This is a genomic window from Sphingosinicella sp. YJ22 (assembly GCF_011320075.1).
Taxonomy (GTDB): Bacteria; Pseudomonadota; Alphaproteobacteria; order Sphingomonadales; family Sphingomonadaceae; genus Allosphingosinicella.
In genome coordinates this window covers 59,302-83,429 of sequence record NZ_JAANPA010000008.1, presented here as the reverse complement: position 1 = coordinate 83,429, position 24,128 = coordinate 59,302, and the positions used below count along the sequence as shown (strand labels likewise).

General features: G+C 69.2%; 19 protein-coding genes and 1 pseudogene. 10 read left to right on the top strand and 10 right to left on the bottom strand.

Annotated features, from left to right (window positions below; translation table 11 throughout):
• Together G7B71_RS04875 and G7B71_RS04870 are read left to right on the top strand one after the other, a co-directional pair.
• Positions 1 to 236 (top strand): annotated as a pseudogene (locus tag G7B71_RS04875) (hypothetical protein); the annotation flags it as partial.
• Positions 237 to 347: 111 nt separating this feature from the next.
• On the top strand, positions 348 to 5,015 hold the full coding sequence (locus G7B71_RS04870) for an NAD-glutamate dehydrogenase domain-containing protein (protein WP_243406104.1): 4,668 nt from the start codon (positions 348 to 350) through the stop codon (positions 5,013 to 5,015).
• Positions 5,016 to 5,023: 8 nt separating this feature from the next.
• On the opposite strand, the gene G7B71_RS04865 is transcribed toward G7B71_RS04870, so the two are convergent.
• Positions 5,024 to 5,452 carry a CBS domain-containing protein gene (locus tag G7B71_RS04865; protein ID WP_166038439.1) on the bottom strand — a complete coding sequence of 143 codons (429 nt, stop codon included), beginning with the start codon at positions 5,450 to 5,452 and terminating at the stop codon, positions 5,024 to 5,026.
• Between the two features lie 141 nt (positions 5,453 to 5,593).
• Here G7B71_RS04865 and G7B71_RS04860 point away from each other — a divergent pair, with 141 nt between their 5' ends.
• Positions 5,594 to 6,013 (top strand): acyl-CoA thioesterase, encoded by a 420-nt coding sequence (locus G7B71_RS04860; RefSeq protein ID WP_166038437.1) that lies wholly within the window; start codon positions 5,594 to 5,596, stop codon positions 6,011 to 6,013.
• Here G7B71_RS04860 and G7B71_RS04855 read toward each other — a convergent pair.
• The 6 genes from G7B71_RS04855 to hisS form a co-directional block, all read right to left on the bottom strand.
• Complete coding sequence (locus G7B71_RS04855) at positions 6,010 to 7,578, bottom strand: hypothetical protein (protein ID WP_166038435.1); 1,569 nt, start codon at positions 7,576 to 7,578, stop codon at positions 6,010 to 6,012. The genes G7B71_RS04860 and G7B71_RS04855 overlap by 4 nt on opposite strands.
• A gap of 4 nt (positions 7,579 to 7,582) precedes the next feature.
• Positions 7,583 to 9,079 carry a DUF4139 domain-containing protein gene (locus G7B71_RS04850; RefSeq protein ID WP_166038433.1) on the bottom strand — a complete coding sequence of 499 codons (1,497 nt, stop codon included), beginning with the start codon at positions 9,077 to 9,079 and terminating at the stop codon, positions 7,583 to 7,585.
• A gap of 144 nt (positions 9,080 to 9,223) precedes the next feature.
• The gene (locus tag G7B71_RS04845) at positions 9,224 to 9,874 is read right to left on the bottom strand and encodes a DUF4167 domain-containing protein (protein ID WP_166038431.1); all 651 of its coding nucleotides are present in this window, start codon (positions 9,872 to 9,874) and stop codon (positions 9,224 to 9,226) included.
• Positions 9,875 to 10,188: 314 nt separating this feature from the next.
• Positions 10,189 to 11,007 (bottom strand): peptide chain release factor N(5)-glutamine methyltransferase, encoded by an 819-nt coding sequence (prmC, locus tag G7B71_RS04840; RefSeq protein WP_166038429.1) that lies wholly within the window; start codon positions 11,005 to 11,007, stop codon positions 10,189 to 10,191.
• A complete protein-coding gene (gene prfA / locus G7B71_RS04835; protein ID WP_166038427.1) occupies positions 11,004 to 12,083 on the bottom strand; it encodes a peptide chain release factor 1 in 1,080 nt (359 codons plus the stop codon). The genes prmC and prfA overlap by 4 nt, the downstream gene beginning before the upstream one ends.
• Entirely contained in the window at positions 12,080 to 13,324 is a 1,245-nt protein-coding gene (gene hisS / locus G7B71_RS04830; RefSeq protein ID WP_166038425.1) for a histidine--tRNA ligase, read from the bottom strand. Before hisS ends, prfA begins: the two co-directional genes overlap by 4 nt.
• A gap of 84 nt (positions 13,325 to 13,408) precedes the next feature.
• Between hisS and ppa the strand changes: the two genes are divergently transcribed.
• Both ppa and G7B71_RS04820 read left to right on the top strand, forming a co-directional pair.
• Positions 13,409 to 13,969, top strand: coding sequence for an inorganic diphosphatase (gene ppa / locus G7B71_RS04825; protein ID WP_166038423.1), 561 nt, complete (start codon positions 13,409 to 13,411; stop codon positions 13,967 to 13,969).
• Complete coding sequence (locus G7B71_RS04820; protein ID WP_243406103.1) at positions 13,969 to 15,567, top strand: amidase; 1,599 nt, start codon at positions 13,969 to 13,971, stop codon at positions 15,565 to 15,567. Before ppa ends, G7B71_RS04820 begins: the two co-directional genes overlap by 1 nt.
• On the opposite strand, the gene G7B71_RS04815 is transcribed toward G7B71_RS04820, so the two are convergent.
• On the bottom strand, positions 15,564 to 15,815 hold the full coding sequence (locus G7B71_RS04815; protein ID WP_166038421.1) for a KTSC domain-containing protein: 252 nt from the start codon (positions 15,813 to 15,815) through the stop codon (positions 15,564 to 15,566). The two genes, G7B71_RS04820 and G7B71_RS04815, sit on opposite strands and share 4 nt — an antisense overlap.
• 41 nt (positions 15,816 to 15,856) lie before the next feature.
• On the opposite strand from G7B71_RS04815, the gene pgeF reads away from it, so the two are divergent.
• From pgeF to G7B71_RS04800, 3 genes are all read left to right on the top strand, one after another.
• Entirely contained in the window at positions 15,857 to 16,618 is a 762-nt protein-coding gene (gene pgeF, locus G7B71_RS04810) for a peptidoglycan editing factor PgeF (protein ID WP_166038419.1), read from the top strand.
• A gap of 88 nt (positions 16,619 to 16,706) precedes the next feature.
• Complete coding sequence (locus tag G7B71_RS04805; RefSeq protein ID WP_166038417.1) at positions 16,707 to 18,140, top strand: DASS family sodium-coupled anion symporter; 1,434 nt, start codon at positions 16,707 to 16,709, stop codon at positions 18,138 to 18,140.
• Positions 18,141 to 18,701: 561 nt separating this feature from the next.
• The gene (locus tag G7B71_RS04800; protein ID WP_166038415.1) at positions 18,702 to 19,946 is read left to right on the top strand and encodes a toll/interleukin-1 receptor domain-containing protein; all 1,245 of its coding nucleotides are present in this window, start codon (positions 18,702 to 18,704) and stop codon (positions 19,944 to 19,946) included.
• Between the two features lie 27 nt (positions 19,947 to 19,973).
• On the opposite strand, the gene G7B71_RS04795 is transcribed toward G7B71_RS04800, so the two are convergent.
• Positions 19,974 to 20,576 (bottom strand): OmpA family protein, encoded by a 603-nt coding sequence (locus G7B71_RS04795; protein ID WP_166038413.1) that lies wholly within the window; start codon positions 20,574 to 20,576, stop codon positions 19,974 to 19,976.
• Between the two features lie 228 nt (positions 20,577 to 20,804).
• Here G7B71_RS04795 and G7B71_RS04790 point away from each other — a divergent pair, with 228 nt between their 5' ends.
• The gene (locus tag G7B71_RS04790) at positions 20,805 to 22,118 is read left to right on the top strand and encodes a cystathionine gamma-synthase family protein (protein ID WP_166038411.1); all 1,314 of its coding nucleotides are present in this window, start codon (positions 20,805 to 20,807) and stop codon (positions 22,116 to 22,118) included.
• Between the two features lie 140 nt (positions 22,119 to 22,258).
• Here G7B71_RS04790 and G7B71_RS04785 read toward each other — a convergent pair whose 3' ends face one another.
• Entirely contained in the window at positions 22,259 to 22,936 is a 678-nt protein-coding gene (locus G7B71_RS04785) for an HAD-IB family phosphatase (protein ID WP_166038409.1), read from the bottom strand.
• A gap of 79 nt (positions 22,937 to 23,015) precedes the next feature.
• On the opposite strand from G7B71_RS04785, the gene G7B71_RS04780 reads away from it, so the two are divergent.
• Positions 23,016 to 24,128 (top strand): MlaE family lipid ABC transporter permease subunit, encoded by a 1,113-nt coding sequence (locus G7B71_RS04780; protein ID WP_166038407.1) that lies wholly within the window; start codon positions 23,016 to 23,018, stop codon positions 24,126 to 24,128.

Sequence of the window (24,128 nt, the reverse complement as noted above, 5' to 3'; positions counted from 1 at the left end):
AGCGCGCGGCGCGGCGGCCCGCGCCGAAGCCCGACCGGGCGGCCGAGCGGCGCGCCCGATTCGAGGCCGCGCCGGCCCTCGCCGTCGTCGACGGGGTCGATTCCGGCGGGGCCGAGGCGGGCGAGATCGTCCTCCTCGTCGCCCGCCGCGAGAGCGACGGCCGACTTGCGGTGATCGCGCCCGCGCTGCGCGACGCCAAGCTGATCGACAACGCCATCGCCCGCGCCTCCGACTGATCTCACTTGGCGCAAGCCAGCCTTGAAGCGCCCGCGCGGGCAGGTCTATAGCCGCCCGCGAACGGAGAGACGCCCTCTCGGCGTCCCCAGCGAGTTTCGGGAGCGGCGCATATGAACGCGGACAGCATGGGAGCGGACCTCACCGCTCGCCAGCGTCTTATTACTTCCCTCAGCCATGCCTTGTGCGACGGCGCCCTGCCCGGAGAGGTCGAGGGGTTCGATCAGGCTGATTGTCTCGAGACCGCGAAGTTCGTGGCCGAGTGCGCCTGGCGCCGCCAGAAAGGCGTGCCCCTGGTCCGCGTCGAATCGTCGGGCGGCGCGATCGGCCATCGCCGCATGCGCATCTCCATCGTCAACGACGACATGCCCTTCCTGGTCGATTCGACCTCCGCGGCGGTCACGGCGCGCGGCTTGCTGATCCACCGCCTGCTCCATCCCGTGCTCGACGTGGCGCGCAATGACGACGGCGAACTCATTGCGATCGGAGATCCCTCGGCCGGTAAGACGATCCGTGAATCGATCATCTACATGGAGGTCGACCGCGCCGACGCGCGGATCCGCCGCGAGCTCACCTTTGAGCTTCACAAGGTTCTCGCCGACGTCCGCTCCGCGGTCGCCGACTGGCGCGCGATGCAGCAGCAGATGCGCGGCGATGCGGCGCTCGCCAAGGACCCCGAAGGGCGCGAGCTGCTCGAATGGTTCGCCGGCGGCGCCATGACCCTGCTCGGCTATCAGGTCGAGCGCCCCGGCCAGCCCTCGTCGGGCGGCCTCGGCATCTTCCGCACGCCGACCCCGCCCGACGAGGAGGGCGGCTGCGAGAGCGCCATCGCCTATTTCAAGAAGGGCGGCCAGGTGCCGCTGGTCGCCAAGGCCGAGCGCAAGTCGACCGTTCACCGTCATGTGCCGCTCGACCTCATCGCGGTGCCGATCGTCGAGGACGGCGAGATCGCCGCGCTCGGAGTCCATGCCGGCCTGTGGACCAGCAAGGCATTGAAGGCGCCGGTCGAGACCGTGCCGGTGCTGCGCCGGCGGCTCAAGGAGCTCGAGGAGTCGTTCGGCTTCGATCCCAGGGGCCATAGCGGCAAGGCCGTCCGCCACGCGATCAGCTCGCTTCCGCACGACCTGCTGGTCAATCTGGACAGCGATTCGGTGAAGGCGCTGGTGTCGACCGCGATGTCGCTTGCCGACCGGCCGCGGCCGACTCTCCTGCTCGTCCGCTCAAAGCTCAAGGGCCATCTGTTCGCCTTCGTGTGGCTGCCGCGCGACGAACTGACTACGCGCCGCCGAGTCCAGATCGGCGAGATGATCGAGCAGGCGGCCAAGGGCACGATGACCAGCTGGTCGGTCGACCTCGGCGACGGCGACCTGGCGTCGGTCCGTTACACTTTGGTCGTCGATCCCAAGCGCCCGACGCCGGATTCGGCCAAGCTCGACCAGAAGCTCGACGAGATGGTGCGCGGCTGGGAGCCGAGCCTTGAGGAAGCGCTCGGCGACATCGTCGGGCCGCGCCGGGCGGCGACCCTGACCATCAGCCGGGCGCATTTCTTCCCGCCGGCCTATCGCTCGCGCTACCCGATCGACGATGTCGCGCAGGACGTCGTGCGCCTGGAGGCGCTCGCCGACACTCACGATCGCTCGGTCCGCCTCTATCGGCTGCCGATCGATCCCGAGAACCAGCTCCGCCTCAAGATCTACCGCTCGGGCGGCCTCGTCGCGCTGTCCGACGTCGTGCCGGTGCTTGAGAATTTCGGCTTCCACGTCCTCAAGGAGACCCCGACCCGGCTCGAGGACGAGGGCAGCAGCCACATCCACGAATTCGCGGTCGTCACCGCCGACGGCGCGTCGGCGACGCCGGTATTCGAGCGTGCAGACGTCATCGAGGAGGTCGTTGCATCGGTCCTCGAAGGCGCGTCGGAGAATGACGTCTTCAACCAGCTGATCGTCGCCGCGGGACTGGATCCGCGCGCGGTCGTGTTGCTGCGCGCCTGGTTCCGCTACCTGCGCCAGACCGGCCTGTCCTATTCGATGATCACCGTCGTCGAGGCGCTGCGCCGCGCGCCCGCGGTCACCCACGGCCTGATCGGCCTGTTCGAGGCGATGCACGACCCGGCGGTCGGCGAGGAGCGCGGCAAGGCGGTGGCCGCCGCCAACCGGACGATCGACAACGGCCTCGCCGAGGTCGCCGCGATCGACGAGGACCGCATCCTGCGCCTCATCCGCGGAGTCGTCGCCGCGACGCTGCGCACCAACGCCTTCTCGCCGGCGGCCGAGGAAGCGCTCGCTTTCAAGCTCGATTCCTCGCAGGTCCCGGGCCTTCCCGCGCCGGTGCCGTGGCGCGAGATCTGGGTCTATTCGCCGCGCGTCGAGGGCATCCACCTGCGCGGCGGCCCGGTCGCCCGCGGCGGCCTTCGCTGGTCCGACCGGCGCGACGACTTCCGCACCGAGATCCTCGGCCTGATGAAGGCGCAGCTCGTGAAGAACGCCGTCATCGTGCCGACCGGCGCCAAGGGCGGCTTCTATCCCAAGCAGCTGCCGCCGGCGTCGAACCGCGACGCGTGGATCGCCGAGGGCACCGAGAGCTACCGGATCTTCATCCGCTCCTTGCTGTCGGTCACCGACAACATCGTCGAGGACAAGGTGGTTCATCCCGAGCAGGTGGTCATCCGCGACGGCGAGGACCCCTATTTCGTCGTCGCCGCCGACAAGGGCACGGCGACCTTCTCGGACGTCGCCAACGCCATTTCCGCCGAGCGCGGCTTCTGGCTGGGCGACGCCTTCGCCAGCGGCGGCAGCAACGGCTACGACCACAAGGCGATGGGCATCACCGCCCGCGGCGCCTGGGTCTCGGTCCAGCGCCACTTCCGCGAGATCGGCGTCGACGTTCAGAAGGACCCGATCCGCGTCGCCGGCGTCGGCGACATGTCGGGCGACGTGTTCGGCAACGGCATGCTGTTGTCGAAGGCCATCAAGCTGGTGGCCGCCTTCGATCACCGCCACATCTTCCTCGATCCCGATCCGGACCCGGCGAAGACCTGGACGGAGCGCGACCGGCTGTTCCACCTGCCGCGCTCCAGCTGGGCCGATTATGATGAGACGCTGATCTCCAAGGGCGGCGGCATCTTCCCGCGCAGCCAGAAGTCGATCCCGCTGTCGCGCGAGGTCCGCGCGATGCTCGGCCTGGAGGTCGAGGAGATCGAGCCGACCGCGCTCATCCAGGCGATTCTTCGCTCGAGCGTCGACCTGCTCTGGTTCGGCGGCATCGGCACCTACATCAAGGCCTCGACGCAGAGCCATGGCGAGGCCGGCGATCCCGGCAACGACCCGGTCCGGGTCAATGCCGACGAGGTCCGCGCCAAGGCGATCGGCGAAGGCGCCAACCTGGGCGTCACCCAGGCCGCGCGGATCGAGTTCAGCGCGCATGGCGGCCGAATCAACACCGACTTCATCGACAATTCGGCCGGCGTCGACTGCTCGGACAACGAGGTCAACATCAAGATCCCGCTCAACCGCGAGATGCAGGAGGGGCGGCTGAGCCTCGAGGATCGCAACGCCGTCCTCGTCGGGATGACCGAGGAGGTCGCCCAGATCGTTCTGGAGGACAACCGCCTCCAGACTCTGGCGCTGTCGATCGCCGAGCAGGGCGGCGCCGAGGCGCTGCCGTCGCTGGTCCGAGCGATCGAGCTGCTCGAGGAAGCCGGCCGGCTCAACCGCGTGGTCGAGGGCCTGGAAGGCAATGAGGAGCTGCTCCGCCGCGCCCAGGAAGGCCGCGGCCTAACCCGGCCCGAGCTGGCGGTGCTGCTGTCGAGCTCGAAGATGGCGCTGCAGGAAGCGGTCGAGCAGACCAACATCGCGCAGGACCCGACCATGGCGGCGGAGCTTTCCGGCGCCTTCCCGGAGGAGATGCGCGAGCGCTTCGCCGATGCGATCGAGCATCATCGCCTGCGCTGCGAGATCATCGCCACCAAGGTCGCCAACCGCTTCGTCAACCGGCTCGGAATCACCGCGTCGTTCGCGCTGACCGAAGAGGAAGGCGCGTCCTTCGGCCAGGCCGCCGCGGCCTTCATCGCCGCCGAACGGCTGTTCGGCATGGACTCGCTGTGGGCCGCCCTCGACTCAGCGGACATTCCCGAGCAGGTCCGCCTGCAGCTGTTCGCGGAAGCGTCGCGCGGCCTCCAGATGCAGATCGCCGACATCCTCCGCTGCACCTCGCCGAGCCTGATGCCGGGAGACATCGTCGAGCAGCTGCGGCCGGGGCTCAGCAAGCTCGACGCGGCGCTCCAGGACCTGCTGCGGCCGGAGCCGCGCGCCGACGCGGCGGGCGCTCGCTCGCGCCTGCTCGCCCTCGGCGGCCCGGCGGAGCTGGTCGACCGCATCGTGCGGCTGCAGGAGCTCAACGGTGCCATCGGCCTCGCCAATCTCGGCCAGCGCATCGGCGTCGACGAGATCGCCATCACCAAGGCCTATACCCAGCTCGGGGAAGCGCTCGGCCTCGACTGGGCGCAGAACGCGGCCAATCACTTTCGCGGCGGCGACCAGTGGGAGCGGCTGCTCACCGCCGGCCTCGCCCGCGACTTCGAGGAGCTTCGCCTCGGCTTCCTGGAACGCCGGTCCAAGGCGGGCAAGGACCCGCGCACCGAGGTCGAGAAGTGGGTCGTCGATCAGGGCGCTCGGATCGACCAGTTCCGCCGCACCGTCGAGCGCGCCCGCACGGCGCCGGTCACCACCGCCCCGATGCTCGCCCAGATCGCCACCCAGGCACGGGTCCTGCTGGCGCGGTAGCCCCCAAGTTACGCGCTCTGGATGTAGTTGAGCATCTGGGCCGCCTCCTGCTCGATCTTGTCGAGGCGGTATTTGACGAGGTCGCCGATCGACACGATGCCGATCAGCTTCTTGCCCTCGACCACCGGCAGGTGGCGGATCCGCCGGCTGGTCATCAGCGACAGCGCCGACAGCGCCGTGGTGTCGGGCTCGACCGTGATCGCGGGCGCGGTCATGATCTTCTTGACCGGCCAGTCGAGGATCGACGCGCCGTCGCGGGCCAGGCAGTAGATGACGTCGCGTTCCGACATAACGCCGGCCACACGGTCGTGGTCCATGACCGGAACCGCGCCGATCTTGCGCTGCGCCAGCAGGCTCACCGCCTCGCGGACCAGCATGTCGGGGGCGCCGGTGATGATGTCCCCGGTGCGGGTGGCGAGGATCGCGGCGACCGTCATGGCCTTCTCCCGTGCGTTGCGTGCCATTCGACTCGCGCTTGATCCTTCCACGGCCAGCGCCCAATTGAAAGCCATGCCAATTCACGATCCCGTTCACCGGCGGCGGCGCCACGACGAGGATGCCACTCCCGGAGACTGGAAATGACCACCGAACTGACCGCTGAAGCCCGCGCTTCGAAGGCGGGCGAGGAGCCTTATCGCGAGCCGATCCTGCGGGTCGCGCCGCGCCCCGGCGACATCAACGCCAACGGCCATATCTTCGGCGGCTGGGTCTTGTCGCAGATGGACATCGCCGCCGGCATCATCGCCTCGCGCGAGGCGGACGGCCCGGTCGCGACCGTCGCCATCCAGGCGATGGAGTTCATCGCCCCGGTCCTGCTCCACGACGTGGTGTCGGTCTATGCCTGGGTCGAGCGGATCGGCCGCACCTCGATCGCGATCCGGATCGAGGTCATCGCCATGCGCGACCGCGGCCGCCAGGCGGTCAAGGTCACCGAGGGCCTGTTCACCTTCGTCGCGCTCGACGACGAGCATCGCCCGCGCCCGGTCAAGCGGGGCTAGTCCTCCGGCTCGATCTCGAGAAGGCGATAGCGGTAGATCGCGGTGCCGTTGGCCGGCACCGTGGTCGTCCACAGCGGGCGGCCGTCGCGGCGCTGGCGCGGCGCGCTTCGCCGGTCGAAGCGCTCGTCGTCGTCGAGAGAGAATTCCACTTCGAACCGTACCGGCCGCGTCTGGTCGTTGGTGACGGTGAGCGTGTAGTCGGTCCAGTCGTCGCCAAAGTCGCCTTCGCTGACCGTAGTCCTGACACCGCTCGATTCACCGAGCTGAATCTCGACGTCGTCTCCGATCGCCCGGTCGGCGACGCTGCCCTGCCCGATCAGCAGCCGCCGGCCGCCGGCTCGGGTGAACAGCGATATGCCGCCGGCGGGAAGCGTGATGCCGAGCCCTTCCGCGGTGCGGTTGCGGGTGACCAGGTAGCGCATGGTGGCCTGGGATTCTTCGGTGGACGACGGGTCGAGCCGCGAGCGGAACACGGTCTCAACCGCCACCCGCGGCTGGACCAGCAGCGCCACCTGCTTCTGGCTGTTGGCCGCGACGGTGACCGGCTCGGGCAAACGGAACAGCTTGAGATCGCCGAGTTCCTCGGGACGGGCGATCCGCGAGCCGGTCACGACGATGCTCATTTCTTCTTCGGAAACCGACGTCACGGCCGTCGGTGACATCATCGCGGGGGGCGGAGGGGGACCCCTGCCATTGGCCCGGGGGTCATCCAGCATTCCCACGTCGCTGGTTCTCGCGGAGGGCCAGCATCGCAGGCTCAGCGGGCTTGCCTCGGCCTCCTGGACCTCGACCCGCTCGCGGTTGAGGCGGCCGGCGACGGCCTGGACGTCGGCGTCGCGGAAGCTGGTCTCGTCGCTGCTCGCCAGAGTCAGCCAGGCGAAGAGCTGCACCGTCCGGCCGTCGGGCGACAGGTCCGCGATGTAATTGGCCTGCCAGTCGAAGCCTTGAGCGAGATAGGAGAGCGTGACAGTCGCGGTCACCGGCTGCGCGCTGCGCGCCCGAACCGACAGGGTCGGCCGCGACGACAGGCCCGGCGGCACCTCCGGATAGACGATCGTCTCGTTGAGGCCGGTACAACGCAACGCCTCGAAGCCGGCGGCGGTCTGAAGCACGACCGCGCCCTCGGCGCCGCTGCGGATCACCGCCTCCTCCTCGCGCACCTCGCCGGTCCGGCGCGAGGTCCGGCGCACCGTCACCCGCCGCCCCAGCGATCGCTCGAGCAGGGTCCCGGGCGAGAGCAGATAGGCGTCGCGGTTGCGCTCGACGATGCCTTCGGGGAAGCCGGTGACGATTGCGCTTTGCGGCACGATTCCGCCCGCCACGCCTTCGAAGCGGATCTCGCTCTCGCCCGCCGGAAGCGTGATCGTGCGAGTCTCGCTGACCAGGGCGAAGCCCCCGAGCCAGTCCAGGTCCAGCTCCTGCGCGGCACTGCGACTGGGGTTGCGATACACCGTGACGTCGACCGAAGCCGGCGCCGGCGATGTCACCACGCCTTGCGCCTGCGCCACTCCCGCGCCCAGCGCGAGCGAAGCGAGGAGGCCGGCCGGAAGGCGCCAGCGGCGCATCGGCTCAGTAACGCGTCTGGTAGGTGACGTTGAGGTTGACGGTGCCGTTCGCCGGGACCGGCACGCGCCACACCACCTGGTCGTCCGACACCCGTTCGTGCGGGAGCGACTCCTGGACGATCCGTGAGTCCGCCCACCAGCGGCCAAGGCCCGATTGATAGACGCTCACCGTCACCGGCTCCGGCCGCGCGTTGGTGACCGTGTAGCGCATCTGCGTCTGCCAATGGTCGGTGCGCCGGAGCGTCTCGCGCTCACCGGTCGTGCGCGTGCCGTCGGGGTGGGTGATGCGGAAGCGGTCGGTCAGCCGCCACTGCTCCTCGCTGATCTGCTGGCGGTTCTCGACCACCGGCTGGACCTTCACGTCGAAGGCCTGGCCCGTGACGAGGCCGAGTTCGGAGCCCATCGGCGTATGGCCGATCCGGCTCTCCCCGACGAATTGCGGGTTGCCGCGCGCGTCGCGCTGGTAGACCCGGACGGTGCCGGCCGGAAGCGCGTCGCCGAGCCCTTGGTCGCGCGAGCTGGAGAAGCGAAGCACGGTGTTGACGTTCTGCGGCTCGTCGAAGGTCGCGAGCCAGCCGTTGCGATATTCATAGGCGCGCTGCGCCTGGGCGCCGGACACGTCTAGGAAGCTGACCTGCTTGGTCTGGCGGTTGGCGATCGTCGTCCGCTCCGGCAGCGGATAGAGATAGTAATCACCGATCCGCTCGCGATCGGCGCTTTCGGTGCCGGCCTGGCGCATGCCGGGCTGGGGCGGCGTCGGGCGGCTGTAGCGATACTGATCGGAATTGGCCTCGACGTTGCCGGCGACCAGCAGGGTGTTGGCGTTGCGATATTCGGTGCCGCTGTTGTTGGTCAGGGTGATCCAGCCCTGGACGTCCATCCGGCCGGCGGCCTGATCGAACAGGGCGACATAATCGGCCTGCCAGGCGAGGCCGTTGGTCAGATAGGTGAGGTTGACCGGGCGGGGGCCGCCGCGGCGGCTGTCGAAGGTCACCGACAGGGTCGGTCGGGCGCGCAGATTCTCCGGCACCCGGTCGAAGATCACCCGAACCGGCATGCCGTCGTCGCGCAGCACCTCGATGCGGTTGCCGATCTGAAGGACGACGCCGCCGTTCACGGCCAGCACCCGCGCCTGCTCCCGCGTCTCGGCGCCGGTGGTCGGGATCGTCCGCACCAGGGTGATCGTCTCACCGACCGCCTTCTGCATCAGCGCCTGGGGCGACAGCAGGTCGAAATCGAAATTCTGCTCGACGATCTCCAGGCCGTCACCGGTCATCGTCACCGTCTGCGGCTGGATTCGGGCGGACACGTCCGGGAACTCCTGGCGCACGCGGCCTGAGGCGATGTTCAGCTGGCGCACGTCCTGCACCAGCGCGAGGTCGTTGTTGTAGATGGTGACCGAGACGTCGCCCTGGGCCGACACGCCCGGCGGCGGGATCGCATTGTCCTGCGCCAAAGCAGGCGCGGCGATGAAGGCGCAGATCGGCAGCAGGCGACGCATGGACAATCCTCCCCGGCTCGTCACCCGAACCTGTGCGAGGCCGTCCGGAAAAGCAATCGGTGAAGAGGGTTAGCCCAGATACGAGAAACCCGGCCGAGCGATGCGTCGCCCGACCGGGTTCCCGGTTTTCAAAAGCGGCGCTGGCTAGGCGGCGGCCGGCGTGGTCTCGCCTTCCTCGCCGCGCGGGCGGCGGGTGCGGCGGCGCGGGCGCGGCGCCTCCTCGGCGTCGCCCTCGTCGTCCGAAGGGGCGGGGGAGATGGCCGGCGGCAGGCTGTCGAGCGCGATGCGGCTCTCGCCTTCGCCATCGGCCGACTGCTGCGGAGCCTCGTCGCCGTTGAAGTCGCGGCGGCCGCGGCGGCGGCGCTGGCCCTCGCCGAAGCGCTGGTCGCCATCGCGCCCACCGTCATCGCGGCCTCGGCGGCTGCGCGGCTGGTCGCCGTCGCCTTGCTGCTGCGGGGCCTCGTCGCCGTCGGACTCGGCCGCAGCCATTTCTTCCTCGCCCTCGTCCTCGTCGGAATAGTCGTCGTCGCGGGGACGGCGATGCTCCTCGAAGCGGGCGCGGTTCTCGTTGAGGACGCGGAAATAATGGTCCGCGAACTGTAGATAATATTCGGTCTGGACTCGGTCGCCCTGCATTTGCATGTCGCGCGCCAGCTGCTTGTACTTCTCGAGCAGCTGCGCCGCATTGCCGCGCTGGCGGTTGTCCTGGCGGTTGCCTGTGCTGGGGCCGCTGTTCGGCGCCCGGCCCCCGCCGCCGCGACCGCGCCTGCGGCCGCCCTGACGATTGTTGATCAAATTAAAATCCTAGCCAAAGGTGGTCTAATCTTTCCCTCACCGGCTGGCGGCACCCAGCCGCACACACGAGCTCAATCCACGATCCTGACGGCCCGGCGCTTAGGGAAGCACCCACAGGGGCCAGAAGCCCGCTTTGCGGCAGGCTCCCTCCTGTCGTAGCCGCGCGCGCCCGCCAAAGGCGCCGTTGCGACGAAGCAATCGGGGTTGAGCGACGGTCGGCTCCACAATACTCGAGCGTTGTGGCTGGCCCCGTCCCTGACCCCCTATCTAGTCATCACGCGCCGCAAATCCAAGAAAAAAAGCATAATCTCGGTTTAGCGGCGCAGAACCAGACAGCGGGTCACACCTCTAAGGTCGTTGCGTGACGATATGGTGAACGGCATGCCGGCGAACAATTCCCGCACCGCATCCTCCTGGCCCGCGCCGATCTCCAGGCAGGCGGCGCCGCCCGGTGCGACGAGCCGCTCGATCTGCGTCGCCAGCTGGCGATAGTCGTCCAATCCGTCCGGGCCAGCGAACAGCGCCTCGTGCGGCTCCCACTCGACCACGTCGGGATCGAGCGCCGCGTCCCGCTCGATATAGGGCGGGTTGCACAGGACGAGGTCGAACGCGCTCTCGATGCCGTCCGACCAGTCGCCCAGCCCCCATTCCGAGCGCTCGGCAATCCCGAGCCGATCGGCGTTGCGGCGGGCATAGTCCAGCGCTTCCTCGGATCGGTCGACGCCGAGGCCGCGCGCCGTCGGCCACTGGTCGAGCGCCGCCAGCAGCAAGGTGCCGGGGCCGGTGCCGAGGTCGAGCACGGTCACGGGCGAACGGCCGCGGAAATGGTCGACCGCCGCCTCGATCAGGGTCTCGCTGTCGGCGCGCGGGATGAGGACGCCCGGCCCGACCTCCAGCTCGATCGTCCAGAAGCCGGCATGGCCGACGATATAGGCGACCGGCTCGCGGGCCAGGCGTCGACGCAGAAGGTCCTCGAACGCCGTCGGCACCGGATCGTCGAGATGCCGAAGCTTCATCTCGCCGGGGCCCACCCCCAGCGCCGCCGCCATCAGCAGCTCGGCGTCCTGGCGCGGTTGGCCGGGGACGGCGGAGAGCCGCCGTTCGGCCTCAGCGAGGGCTTGGCGAACCTTCACGCATCGAGCGCCGCGAGCCGCTCGGCCTCGTCCTGGGCGACGAGCGCGGAGACGACCTCGTCGAGGCCCGGCCCCTCCAGAATCTCGGGCAGGCGGTGAAGCGTCAGGTTGATGCGGTGGTCGGTCACCCGTCCTTGCGGGAAATTGTAGGTGCGGATGCGCTCGGAGCGGTCGCCGGATCCGACCATCGACTTGCGCGCGCCGGCGCGCTCGCTCGCCAGCCGCTCGCGCTCGATCTCGTAGAGCCGGGTGCGCAGCACCTTCAGCGCCTTGGCCTTGTTCTTGTGCTGCGACTTCTCGTCCTGCTGGATGACGATGAGGCCGGTGGGCAGGTGGGTGATGCGCACCGCGCTGTCGGTGGTGTTGACCGACTGGCCGCCGGGGCCGGAGGCGCGGAACACGTCGATGCGCAAATCCTTGGCCTCGTCGATCTGGACGTCGACATCCTCGGCCTCGGGAAGCACCGCCACGGTGGCCGCCGAGGTGTGGATTCGCCCGCCGCTCTCGGTTGCCGGAACGCGCTGGACGCGGTGAACGCCGCTCTCGAACTTCAGCTTCGCGAACACGCCGGCGCCGGTGATCGACGCGATCACTTCCTTGTAGCCGCCCACCTCGGACGCGCTCGCCGATATGATCTCGACCCGCCAGCCCTGCGCCTCGGCATAGCGCTGGTACATGCGCAGCAGGTCGCCGGCGAACAAAGCAGCCTCGTCGCCGCCGGTGCCGGCGCGGATCTCCAGCATCGCGGCACGCTCGTCGGCGGCGTCGCGCGGCAGCAGCTTCAGCGCCAGGTCGCGCTCGGCCGCCTCCAGCTTGTGCTCGTTGTCGCGCAGCTCGTCGGCGGCCATCTGGCGAAGCTCGGGGTCGCCGTCATGGGTCATCGCCTCGAGCGCGATCGCCTCCGAGCGAAGCCGCCGCACCTCGCGCGCCGCCTCGGCGACCGGCTCGATCTCGGCATAGTCCTTGGACAGCTTGACGAAGGCCTGCGGCTCGAGGTCCCCCGAGGACATCGCCGCCTGCAATTCCTCGCGCCGCGCCTCGATCTGCGCGATCCGTTCGGCCGGGATCCGGGTCATCCGCCGCGGACCGCCTCGGCGAGCCGGTCGATGGCCACGCTGCGCTGCTCGCCTGTCTGGAGGTCCTTCACCGCCGCCTCGCCTCGGGCGAGCTCGTCGTCGCCGACGATGATCGCGTAGCGGGCGCCGCTCGCATTGGCCTTCTGCATGCGCCGTTTCATATTGCCGCGATAGGCCATCTCGCAGGCGATGCCGGCCCGGCGCAGATCGGCCGCGATGCGCACCGCGGCAGCCTCGGCCGCCTCGCCGAGCGGGACCAGGGCCGCGTCCATGCCGGTCGCTCCGGGCTGCTCGATCAGCATCGACAGCCGTTCGATGCCGGCCGCCCAGCCGACCGCCGGCGTGTGCGGACCGCCCATGCTCTCGATCAGGCCGTCATAGCGGCCGCCGGCGAGCACCGCGCTCTGCGCGCCGAGGTCCTCGGTGACGAACTCGAACGCGGTGTGGCGGTAATAATCGAGGCCGCGGACGAGGCGCGGGTCGCGCGTCCACTTGATCCCGGCGGCGTCGAGTCCGGCGGTGACTCGTCCAAAATAGTCGGCCGCGTCGGGAGTGAGAAAGTCGTCGACGACCGGCGAGCTGTCGACGATCGGCCAGTCCTGATGCTCCTTGCTGTCGAGGATCCGCAGCGGATTCTTCTCCAGCCGCGCGCGGCTTTCCTCGGACAGGTCCTTCTGGCGCGCGCGGAAATGCTCGACCAGGGCGTCGCGCCACGCATCGCGAGTCGCGGGATCGCCGAGCGTATTGAGCTTCAACTCGATCCGCTCGCCGATGCCGAGCTCGCCCAAGAGCTGAGCGCCCATCGCGATGATCTCGACGTCCGCCGCCGGCTCGCCCGCGCCGATGATCTCGGCGTCGAGCTGGTGGAACTGGCGGTAGCGCCCCTTCTGCGGCCGCTCGTAGCGGAAGGCGGGGCCGTGGGTGGCGATCTTGACCGCCGCATATTGCTGCCAGCCTTCGGACAGGTAGGCGCGGCAGATGCCGGCGGTGAATTCGGGGCGAAGCGTCAGGCTGTCGCCGCCGCGGTCCTCGAAGCTGTACATCTCCTTGGAGACGATGTCGGTGGTCTCGCCGATCGACCGGGCGAAGACTTGGGTCGCCTCGAACACCGGCATCTCGACTCGGCGGAAGCCGTACAGCCGGCGCACCCGCTCGAAGGCGGCGACGACCGTCTGGAATCGGTCGGCGTCCTCGCCGAAAATATCCTGCGTTCCGCGGATGCGCTGCGGGCTCTTGCTCATGGCGCTGGCCGTTAGCAGATTTGTCGTTTGGCGAAAGGCTGTTGCCGGTTCCATTCCGGCCAAGCTGCGCCTATGGGCCGCGCCATGCGCATAGATCTGGTTCCCGTGGGCGATAATCCGCCCGAAAGCGTCAACGTCGTCATCGAGGTTCCCCTCGGCGGCGAGCCCGTCAAATATGAGTTCGACAAGGCGTCCGGCGCCCTGTTCGTCGACCGAATCCTCCACACGCCGATGCGGTACCCCGCCAATTACGGCTTCATCCCGCACACGCTGGGTGACGATGGCGATCCGCTCGACTGCCTCGTCGTCGCTCGCTCGCCCTTCGTTCCCGGCTGCGTCGTCCGTGCCCGGCCGATCGCGGTGCTGATCCTCGAGGACGAGGCCGGCGGCGACGAGAAGATCCTCGCCGTGCCGGAGCACAGCACCTTTCCTTATTACGAGAAGGTCGAGGAAGCCGACGACCTGCCCGCGATTGTCCGCCAGCAGATCGAGCATTTCTTCACCCACTATAAGGACCTCGAGCCAGAGAAGTGGGTCCGCGTCGGTCACTGGGCCGGCAAGGATGAGGCTTGCCGCATCATCCTGGATGCGATTGAACGGGCCACGGCCGCCAAGGCCGAGCGGAAAGAGGTTCATACCATCTGATGTCGATGAGGGGGGTCGCGTTTCCGTTGCTCGCTCTGGCGCTTGCCGGCTGCGTGCAGAACCGGGAGGCGCCGCCCGCCCCCGCATCCGCAATCGTCCTCGACGCCGCGTCGGCGGAGTCGAGGACCCGCAGCGCGCTCGAGCGGATCGCGGAATTGAATCCGCGCCTCAATGCAGTGATCGCCGTCGATCCGACCGCGATCAGCCAGGCGCAGACGCTCGATCGTATCCGCCGCGCGCGCGGCCCGCTGTTCGGCACGCCGGTGCTGATCAAGGACAATATCGACACTCTGGGGCCGCTGCCGACCACGGCGGGAAGCCTCGCCCTCGCCAACAACGTCACCAATCGCGATTCTCCACTGGTCGCGCGCCTTCGCGCCGCCGGTGCGGTGATCGTCGGCAAGGCGAATTTGAGCGAATGGGCCAATATCCGCGACAATGACTCCATCTCGGGCTGGAGCGCGGTCGGCGGCCAGGTGCGCAACCCGCATGCGCTCAACCGCAACCCTTGCGGCTCCAGCTCGGGAAGCGCCGCCGCGGTCGCGTCCGGAATGGTCCCGATGGCGGTCGGCACGGAGACGGACGGGTCGATCGCCTGCCCGGCTGCGATCAACGGCATCGTCGGCTTCAAGCCAACCGTCGGCCTGATTCCGCGCACCCATATCGTGCCGATCAGCGCCAGCCAGGACACCGCCGGCCCGATGACGCTGACGGTCCGCGACGCCGCCCTGATGCTCGAGGCGATGGCCGGCAGCGACCCCGCCGATCCCGCCACCGCGGAAGCCGACCGCCGCCGCGAGCCTTATGCGGATCGGCTGTCCGCCGACTCGCTGCGCGGCCGCCGCATCGGCGTGATGCGCTTCGCCGAGGGCTTCGGCACGGACGAACGGTTCGAGGCGGCGCTCGCCGTGCTGCGCGCCCAGGGCGCCATCCTCGTCGACATCAATGAGGGGCCGAACCGCGGCGAGATCGGCCGCAACGAATTCACCGTCCTGCTCAACGAGTTCAAGGCCGGCCTCAACGACTATCTCGCCACCACCCCGGCGACGGTCTCGACTCGCACCCTCGCCGACGTCATCGCCTTCAACCGCGCCAACCCGCGCGAGCTCGCATTGTTCGGCCAGGACATTTTCGAGCAGGCCGAGGCCACGCCCGGGCTCGACAGCGACGCCTATCGCACCGCCCGCGCGACCAGCCTTCGCCTCGCCGGCCCGGAGGGCATCGACAAGCTGCTGCACGACCACAATGTCGTGGCTCTCGTCGGTCCAACCATGCCCGCCGCCTGGCCGATCGACTCAGTTCATGGCGACCAGATCAGCGGCGGCGGCGCCGGCGGGCTCGCCGCGGTCGCAGGCTACCCGCATCTCACCGTCCCGATGGGCTTGGTGCGCGGCCTGCCGGTGGGCCTGTCCTTCATCGGCCCCAAATGGTCCGACGCCCTGATCCTGTCCTTGGGCTACGCCTATGAGCAGGCAAGCCGCGCCCGAGTCGAGCCGCGCTTCCTCGATTCGATCGAGGAATCTCCGGAAGTGGCGCCGCTGCTGCGGCCTGAGCTTCGCGCAAACGCGATCCGTCTCGAAGTCACGCCTTCGCGCTAGTCGTCCGAAGGCCGGAAGCGTCGGCGCCGCTCCTCGATCTCGTAGCGGTAGCGCGGCTTGATCTGCTGGTTGACGAAGGCGCCGGCCGACGGGGCCGAGATCAGCGCGTCATAGATTCGTCGCGGGACCATGAAATAGCTGTAGCGGTCCCCGCCGCTGTACCAGAGGTCGAGCACGCAGGTCTGCGTGTCATATTCCGCACGGTCGAGCGCGCTTGAGTTGGTGAAGGCGTGGCGCAGGCTTGTCATCGCTCTGGACGTGGTCGCTGGCACGAGTAGGGAACCATCGCATGGTCGAAGTGATCCGCTCGCGCCTGCTCGACGGCGTCCCCCACGGCTTTCTCGGCCGGCGCGGCGGCGTGTCGGAAGGAATGTGCTGGGGCCTCAATGTCGGCCACGGCTCGGGCGACGATCCCGCATTGATCGCCGAGAACCGGAGGCGGGCGGTCGAGGCGGTGGCGCCGGGCGCCCGCCTCGCCACGGTCTATCAGGTCCACTCCTCGGATGCGGTCATCGTCGGCGAGCCGTGGGGTGACGACGAGCGGCCCAGGGCGGACGCGCTGGTCACCGACCGCCCGGGCGTGGCGCTCGGCATTCTCACCGCCGACTGCACCCCGGTGCTGCTCGCCGACCGCGAGGCGGGCGTCGTCGGCGCCGCCCATGCCGGCTGGAAGGGCGCCTTCGGCGGGGTGCTCGCCTCCACCGTCGAGGCGATGGAGACGCTGGGCGCGCAGCGTGGCCGAATCGTCGCCGCGGTGGGGCCGACCATCGGCCGCAAATCCTATGAGGTCGATGCCGACTTCTTCCAGCGCTTCCTCGCCGCGGACGACGACAACGACCTGTTCTTCACCGATGGCCGCGCCGGCCACTACCGGTTCGATCTCGAAGGCTATGTCCTCGCCCGCCTCGCCGCCGCGGGGGTAAAGCGCATCGAGGCGCTCGGCCTCGACACCTATTCGGACGAGGACCGCTTCTACAGCTACCGCCGCGCAACGCATCGCGGCGAATCCAATTACGGCCGCCAGATCTCGATCATCGCCGTTCCGGCCTGACCATATTCGTCACCCCGGACTTGATCCGGGCTCCACCTTCCTTTCTGTTGCCGCCCAACGAAAAGGCGGATGCCGGATCAAGTCCGGCATGACGGAGGGGGCAATCGTGGCGGCACGCGTTGGGCTGTGGGGCGGCCTGGTCATTTTTATCGTGATGCTCTTGCTGCCTGCGCCCGGCGGGATGCCGCCCGCGGCCTGGCGCACCACCGCCGTCGTCGTGCTGATGGCGACCTGGTGGATGACCCAGGCGCTGCCGCTCACCGCGACCGCTTTGGTTCCGTTCCTCGCTTACCCTCTGCTCGGCATCATGGATGCGGGCGACACTGCCGCCTCCTATTGGTCGCCGATCCTGTTCCTGGTGCTGGGCGGCGCGATCATCGCGCTGGCGATCGAGCGCACCGGCCTCCACCGACGCCTGGCGCTGGCGATCGTCGCGCGGGGCGGAACCACGCCCGCGGCGATGCTGCTCGCCTTCATGGTCGCGACCGCGATCATCACCATGATCGTCTCCAACACCGCCACCACATTGATCATGATCCCGATCGCCGTCGCCGTGCTCCGCGCCGCCAGGGTCGAGCCCGGCGTCACCGACGGCTTTCCCGGCGCGCTCGCGATGGGCATCGCCTTCGCGGCGTCGATCGGCGGGCTCGGCACGCTGGTGGGGTCGCCGACCAACGCGATCGCGGTCGGGATCGTCCAGCGCCTCGCCGACGTTCAGATCACCTTCCTCACCTGGGCGATGTACGGCCTGCCGCTGGTGGCAGTGTCGATTCCGCTGTGCTGGCTGATCCTGCTGCGCGTTCAGCACGTCCATCGCAGCGACTTCGACGCCGCCGCGGCGAAAGAAGGGATCGGCGAGGTCGGCGCCTGGTCGGTGGCCGAGAAGAGGCTCGTGCCGCTGGTCGCGGCGGTGGTGGTCGCATGGGCCGTGATCCCGCTGATGGCGCCGATGCTCGACAATTTGCTCCCCGCCGGCTCGATCACCGACGGCAGCATCGCGATCCTCGGCGCCCTGCTCTTGTTCCTGATCCCCGACGGGACGGGCCGGCCGATCCTCGTCTGGGAGGAAGCGAACCGCGCCCCCTGGGACGTCATCATGATGTTCGGCGGCGGCCTCGCGCTGGCCGCTGGAATCGGCGAATCCGGTCTCGCGGAATGGCTGGGAATCGCGCTTCGGCCGCTTGGCGCCTTCCATCCCTTGCTGATCGCCGCGGCGGTGGTGGCGATCGTCATCCTGGTGACCGAGTTTGCCTCGAACGTGGCGACGGCGAGCGGCATCATGCCGGTGATCGGCGGCCTGATCGTCGCGACCGGCGCCGACCCGATGCTGCTGGCGATGCCGGCCGCCTTCGCGGCAAGCTGGGGCTTCATGCTCCCCTCCGGCACCGGCCCCAACGCCATCGCCTGGGCGACCGGCCACATCGCGCTGCCGCGCATGCTGAAGGCCGGCTTGCTCCTCGATCTCGCCGGCATCCCGCTCATGGTCGGCACGGTCTGGGTGATCGGCGCCCTCTGGCGCTAGACCTCAGCGTGGACAGCGACGATGGCCGGGGCAGGTGATGAATCGCGACCTTGGTCCGCGCCCTGCCGCGTCGGCATTGGCGCCGGCGTCGCTGTCGGTCGCCGGGCCGGTGGGTCTTCCGCGGCCGACCGGGTCGGTGGGATCGCTGTCGGTCAAACCCCTACGCCCGCGCGTGCGTCCGCGCCGTCCGTAATTGGCCGGATCCGGCGAGGAGCCACTGTCGCTGTCACTGAAGCCCGTGGGTCGGCGTTCGGGGCTGGCGGTCCCTGGCGCAGTGCTCGTTGATGGATTTGCGGGCGTGGACGCCGGCAAGGGCCGCGCCGGATCGCTGGGGTCCTGGTCGACTTCCATTTGCTGGGTCGGCGGTTGGGCCCGCGCCGCCGACAGCGGCACCAGAGCGAGCGAGCCCGCGCCGGCCACTTGGGACAGGAAGGACCGCCGCGAGACCGTTCGCCTCATTCCCCACCTCCGTGTCGCTTGCTTAGCAGAGGCTGGCCGCCAACACGAGCGGGTGGCGCGTCTGCGCGTCCCCATGATAACCACGTCGCCCGGGAGGGACGCGTGGGGCACGTCTTCATTTCCTACAAGCGCGAGGACCAGGCCCGCGTGGCGCCGTTGGTGGCGGCCCTGCGCGACGGCGGCATCGACATCTGGTGGGATCAGGACATCCCCGCTGGCGGCGCCTGGCGCGAGACTCTCGAACAGATGCTGGGGGCCAGCCAATTGTGTCTGGTCGTGTGGTCGCAGCGGTCGATCGGACCAGGCGGGCGCTTCGTGCGCGAGGAAGCCGAACGTTCGGCGCGGCGCGGCGCCTATCTCGGGGTGCTGATCGACGAGGTTCTGCCGCCGCTCGGCTTCGGCGAATGGCAGGCGCTCGATCTCATCGGCTGGAACGGGGACCCGTCCGACGGGAGGATTGCGGGGCTGGTCAAGGCGGTGCGCGACCGGCTCGCCGGCGAGTTGCCGCCGCGCTCGATCGACGTTCCGCCGCCGCCGCCTCGGCCCAGGGTGCGTCGCCGCCTTCCGGTCGCGGCCGCCTTGCTGGCGGGATTGATCCTTGTCGCAGCCGCCGGAGGCTGGTGGCTGTCCCGCCCGGCCGTGCCGACCCTCTCGCCAACCGATTTCGTCAATGCCGAGCTCGCGCGGATGGACTGCACCTGGGCCGAGATCAGCGGGGTGCCGCCGGGCGGCGAGGGCGTGCGCGTCAGCCTCGGCGGCCTCGCCTCGGGTCCGCCGCTGGTTCGCGAGCTTCTGATTCAGCGTGCACAGGATCAAGCCGTGCCGTTGTCAGACGTCGACATCAGCCGCGTCGCCGAGGTGCCTCAGGCGGTGTGCCCGCAGCTCAACCACCTTCGCCCGTTCCGGGAGAGCGGCAACGGCCGCTTCAACCTGGTGCCGGAGCGAGGCCCTCTCGCGCGTGACTCGGGCGAGCTGTTCGGGCTGGTCGAGGTGGAGGTCGACTATTCCGGCCTGCCGCCACAGGTCGCGCTGCTCGGCCTCGACGACCGCTGGGGGCTCGAGGTGCTGATTCCCAACCTTCGCGATCATCCGCCCGCCCGAACCGAGGGCGAGCGGAGGGTCTACAACATCCTGTTCACCGACGAAGGCGACAACGTGCGCAACGTCGCCCTCATCCTGGCATTGGCCGACCGGCCGCTGGCCCTGGACCCGGTCGTGCCTGAGGAGCGGCCCGATACGCCGGCCATGCTGGCGAGGCTCGCCGAGGCGGCGCGCGCGGGCGGCTGGCGGTTCGAGCTGGGAATGGTGCGCTGCGGCTTCGAAGGCGGCGTCGAACGGCGCTGCTGACCGACGCGGCCGGGGTACGGCACGCTCCTATTCGGCGATCCGGAAGACGATCTCCACCCGGCGGTTCAGGGGCTCGCGCACGCCGTCGGCGGTCGCCACCACCGGACGGGATTCGCCGTAGCCGACCGCGCGCATGGCCGACGCGGGCAGCCCGCCGGACAACAGATAGTCGCGGACCGCCTCGGCTCGGCGACTGGCCAACGCCATGTTCCGCGCAGCCGGACCGCTGCTGTCGCCATGCCCCTCTATGTCGATCGCAACCTGCGGCTGGCGGACCAGCACGGCGAGCATCTGGTCAAGTCGTCCCCGCGCGGCCGCATCGAGCGCGGCGCTGTTGGGCGCGAAATAGAGGGTGGGCGGTGTTGTCGCGCCGACGCCCGAAACGGCGCCGACTCGGGCGGGCGACGGTCGGCTGAGCGAAAATCCGCGCGTGGCGGAAACTCTCGGTTCGGCCTCCTCCTCGGCCGTCGCGGCGGTCTCGCCGGTCAGGGCTTCGATGAGGTCATCTACCTGCCTGGGGCAGCGCGGGTCGCCGGGGCAGGCCTTGAAGCGTTCTTGGGGGCCCTCCTGCGCCGCAAGCGGCACGGAGCAGGCCAGGATTGCGCCGAAGATGGTCAGCACCACGCGCATGCCGCCGAGCTTACCAGCGGCCCATGCTCGACGACAAGTGCAGTGCCGCTCCGGCCATTCTATTCGACATTGCGGCTAGCGGCGTGCCCGCCTGTTGGTCTAGGGAGCGCGCGGGCAAATGACCTCACCCCCCGGGGCCGCACGACCTGATGCGGCCGGTGAGCCTGACCTCCGGCAGGCTCGGTCTCCACGCAGCGAATGCGAGTGGCTGAATAGGAGGCAATTTACATGGAAGACGAATCCGAACTGACCGGCGCCACCCCGCGGCGGCGCCCCAAGCGCGACGTTCTCGAGATCAACGGCCGCCGGCTGAAGCCGTCGACCCTGATGATGGGCCACGGCTTCGACCCGGCCCTGTCCGAAGGCTCGCTGAAGCCGCCGATCTTCCTCACCTCGACCTTCGTGTTCGAGAATGCGGCGGCCGGCAAACGCCACTTCGAAGGCGTCACCGGCAAGCGCCCCGGTGGCGCCGAGGGCCTCGTCTATTCGCGCTTCAACGGCCCCAACCAGGAGATCCTCGAGGATCGCCTGAGCGTCTGGGAAGATGCCGAGGACGCGCTCACTTTCTCGAGCGGCATGTCGGCGATCGCCACGCTTCTGCTGGCCTTCGTCCAGCCCGGCGACGTCATCGTCCATTCGGGCCCGCTCTACGCCGCGACCGAGACTCTGATCGGCCGAATCCTCGGCCGCTTCGGAGTGACCTGGCTCGATTTCCCGGCCGGCGCGACCGGCGACGAGATCGCCGCGGTGATCGACCGCGCCAAGCAGCAGGGCCGCCTGTCGCTCATCTATCTCGAAAGCCCGGCCAACCCGACCAACGCCCTCGTCGATGTCGAGGCGGTGCGCGCCGCCCGCGACGCCGCGTTTGGCGAGGACGAGCGCCCGCCGATCGCGATCGACAACACCTTCCTCGGGCCTTTGTGGGCGCAGCCGCTGCGCCAGGGCGCCGATTTGTCGGTCTATTCGCTGACCAAATATGCCGGCGGCCACTCGGACCTCGTCGCGGGCGGGATCACCGGCTCGAAGGGGCTGATCAACCAGATCCGCATGCTCCGCAACACGATCGGCACGATCACCGACCCCAACACCGCCTGGATGCTGCTCCGCTCGCTGGAGACCCTTGAGCTGCGCATGACCCGCGCCGGCGAGAATGCCGCCAAGGTCTGCGCCTTCCTGCGCGACCACGCCAAGGTGGAGAGCGTCGGCTATCTGGGCTTCCTCGAGGATGGCGGCGACGCCCGCCAGGCCGACATCTACCGCCGCCACTGCACCGGCGCCGGCTCGACCTTCTCGCTTTACCTCAAGGGCGGCGAGCGCGAGTCCTTCGCCTTCCTCGACGCGCTCAAGATCGCCCATCTCGCGGTCAGCCTCGGCGGCACCGAGACTCTGGCGAGCGCACCCGCGGCGATGACCCACCTGTCGGTGCCCGACGAGCGCAAGCAGGCGCTCGGAATCACCGACAATCTCGTCCGTATCTCGATCGGCGTCGAGGACCCCGACGACCTCATCGCCGACTTCGACCAAGCGCTCGGGGCGGTCTGACTTCAATCCTCCCTGTCGCCGAGGGCGATGGGGAGGGGGACCGCTCGCGAAGCGAGTGGTGGAGGGGCAATCTCCGCGCCAGCCCCTCCACCGCCTTCGGCGGTCCCCCTCCCCATCCGCTGCGCGGACTGGGAGGATTCTTACTCCCGCCAGTCGAGCACTTCCCAGCCCTCGACCTTGGCGACGTCGATCAGGCGCTGGTGGGCGTTGGTCGCGAAGGCCTCGTCGGCCCAGTGATGGACGACAGCGTCCGAGACATGGTCGGAATAGAAGCGGATGTGCAGCGCGCCGCGCTCCAGCCCTTCGCGCTCCAGCCAGGCGAGGATCATGTCGTGCTTGGCCGCGCCGTAGCAATTGGCGCCGTCGATCCGCGCCAGCACCCGGCCTTTGCGGTCGAGCGCCTGTTCGGTGCCGATGACGTCGTCGAAGCCCAGGCGCTGCGCGATCGCCGCCGCGTAGAGCCGGTAGGAGGCGGTCGCCATCACCAGCCGCCGCCCCGCCGCCCTGTCCTCGGCGAGCCGCTCGCGCGCGCCCCGAAGGATGTTCGTCCGGACCTGCGCATCCGCAAAACTCTGGATCACCGGTTCCAGCCGTTCCGGTGAGACGTGCCCGATCAGCAGCCGGTAGTTGAGCTCCTTCAGGCGCGCCCGGTCGTAGAGCTTCAAGGCATAGCCGAGGCCGGTCACCGCCACCCCGGGAAGCAGCAGCAGCCGCCACGGCGCCAGCCGCCGCGCCGCATGGAGCAGGAATGGCGTGAAGGTCGCGCGCCGGGTCACCGTCTTGTCCATGTCGTAGATGGCGAGCGCGGCCTTGGTCATGGCCCGCCGCCAAGCATGACGCCCGCCCCCTGTCTAGCCGCTTGCCGCGAAACCCGAATTAACGCAGGGTCGCGCCCGAATGAGCGAACTCGCCGAACCAAGCCAAGTCGCCGCGGGCGAGCCCAGGGTCCTGAGCTTCTCCGGAAACATGACGCTCGCGCGCATCCGAAGCATCACCCGCGACGTCGACGTTCAGCCCGGCGAGCGCCTGATCGTCGACCTGTCCGAGGTCGACCGCATGGACACGGTCGGCGCCTGGTTCATCCATCGGCTGCGGCGCGACCATGAGGTCGAGCTGACCGGCGCGAGCCAGGAGCAGCTCGATCTGCTCGACACCGTCGCGGCGGCGGCCGACCGCCCGGCCAAGCTTCGCCCCGACGCGCCGCCGCCTTTCTCGCGCGTGATCGCGATGATCGGCGAGGCCGTCCTCCAGGCGGGCCGAACCCTGCTCGGCCTGCTCGGCTTCTTCGGCGCGCTTCTGATCACCACCGGCGAGATCATCATGCGGCCGCGCAAGCTGCGCTGGCACGCGGTTGTCCAGCGCCTGGAGATCGTCGGAGTCCACGCGCTCGGCATCATCGGCCTGATGAGCTTCCTCGTCGGCATCGTCATCGCCCAGCAGGGCGCGGTGCAGCTCCGCCAGTTCGGCGCCGAATTCTACACGATCAACCTGGTCAGCCGGATCAGCTTCCGCGAATTGGGCGTGCTGATGACCGCGATCATGGTTGCCGGCCGCTCGGGCAGCGCCTTCGCCGCCCAGCTGGGCTCGATGAAGCTCGCCGAGGAGGTCGATGCGATGCGCACGATCGGCGTGTCGCCGATGGAGGCCTTGGTCTTCCCGCGCGTGATGGCGACGGTTCTGGCGATGCCGCTGCTCGCCTTCTACGCCTCGATCATGGCGATCTTCGGGGGAATGATGCTCGCCTGGGCGCAGCTCGACATCACCCCGATCACCTTCATCCAGCGCGCGCGCGAGGCGACTCCGGTCAACGACCTCTTCATCTGCCTGATCAAGGCGCCGGTGTTCGGAATCATCATCGCCGTGTCCGGCTGCTTCCAGGGCATGCAGGTCAGGAACAACAATGAGGAAGTCGGCTTCCGGACCACCGCCGCGGTGGTCCAGGCGATCTTCCTGGTGATCGTTCTCGACGCCTTCTTCGCGGTCTTCTTCAGCTCGATCGGGTGGATCTGA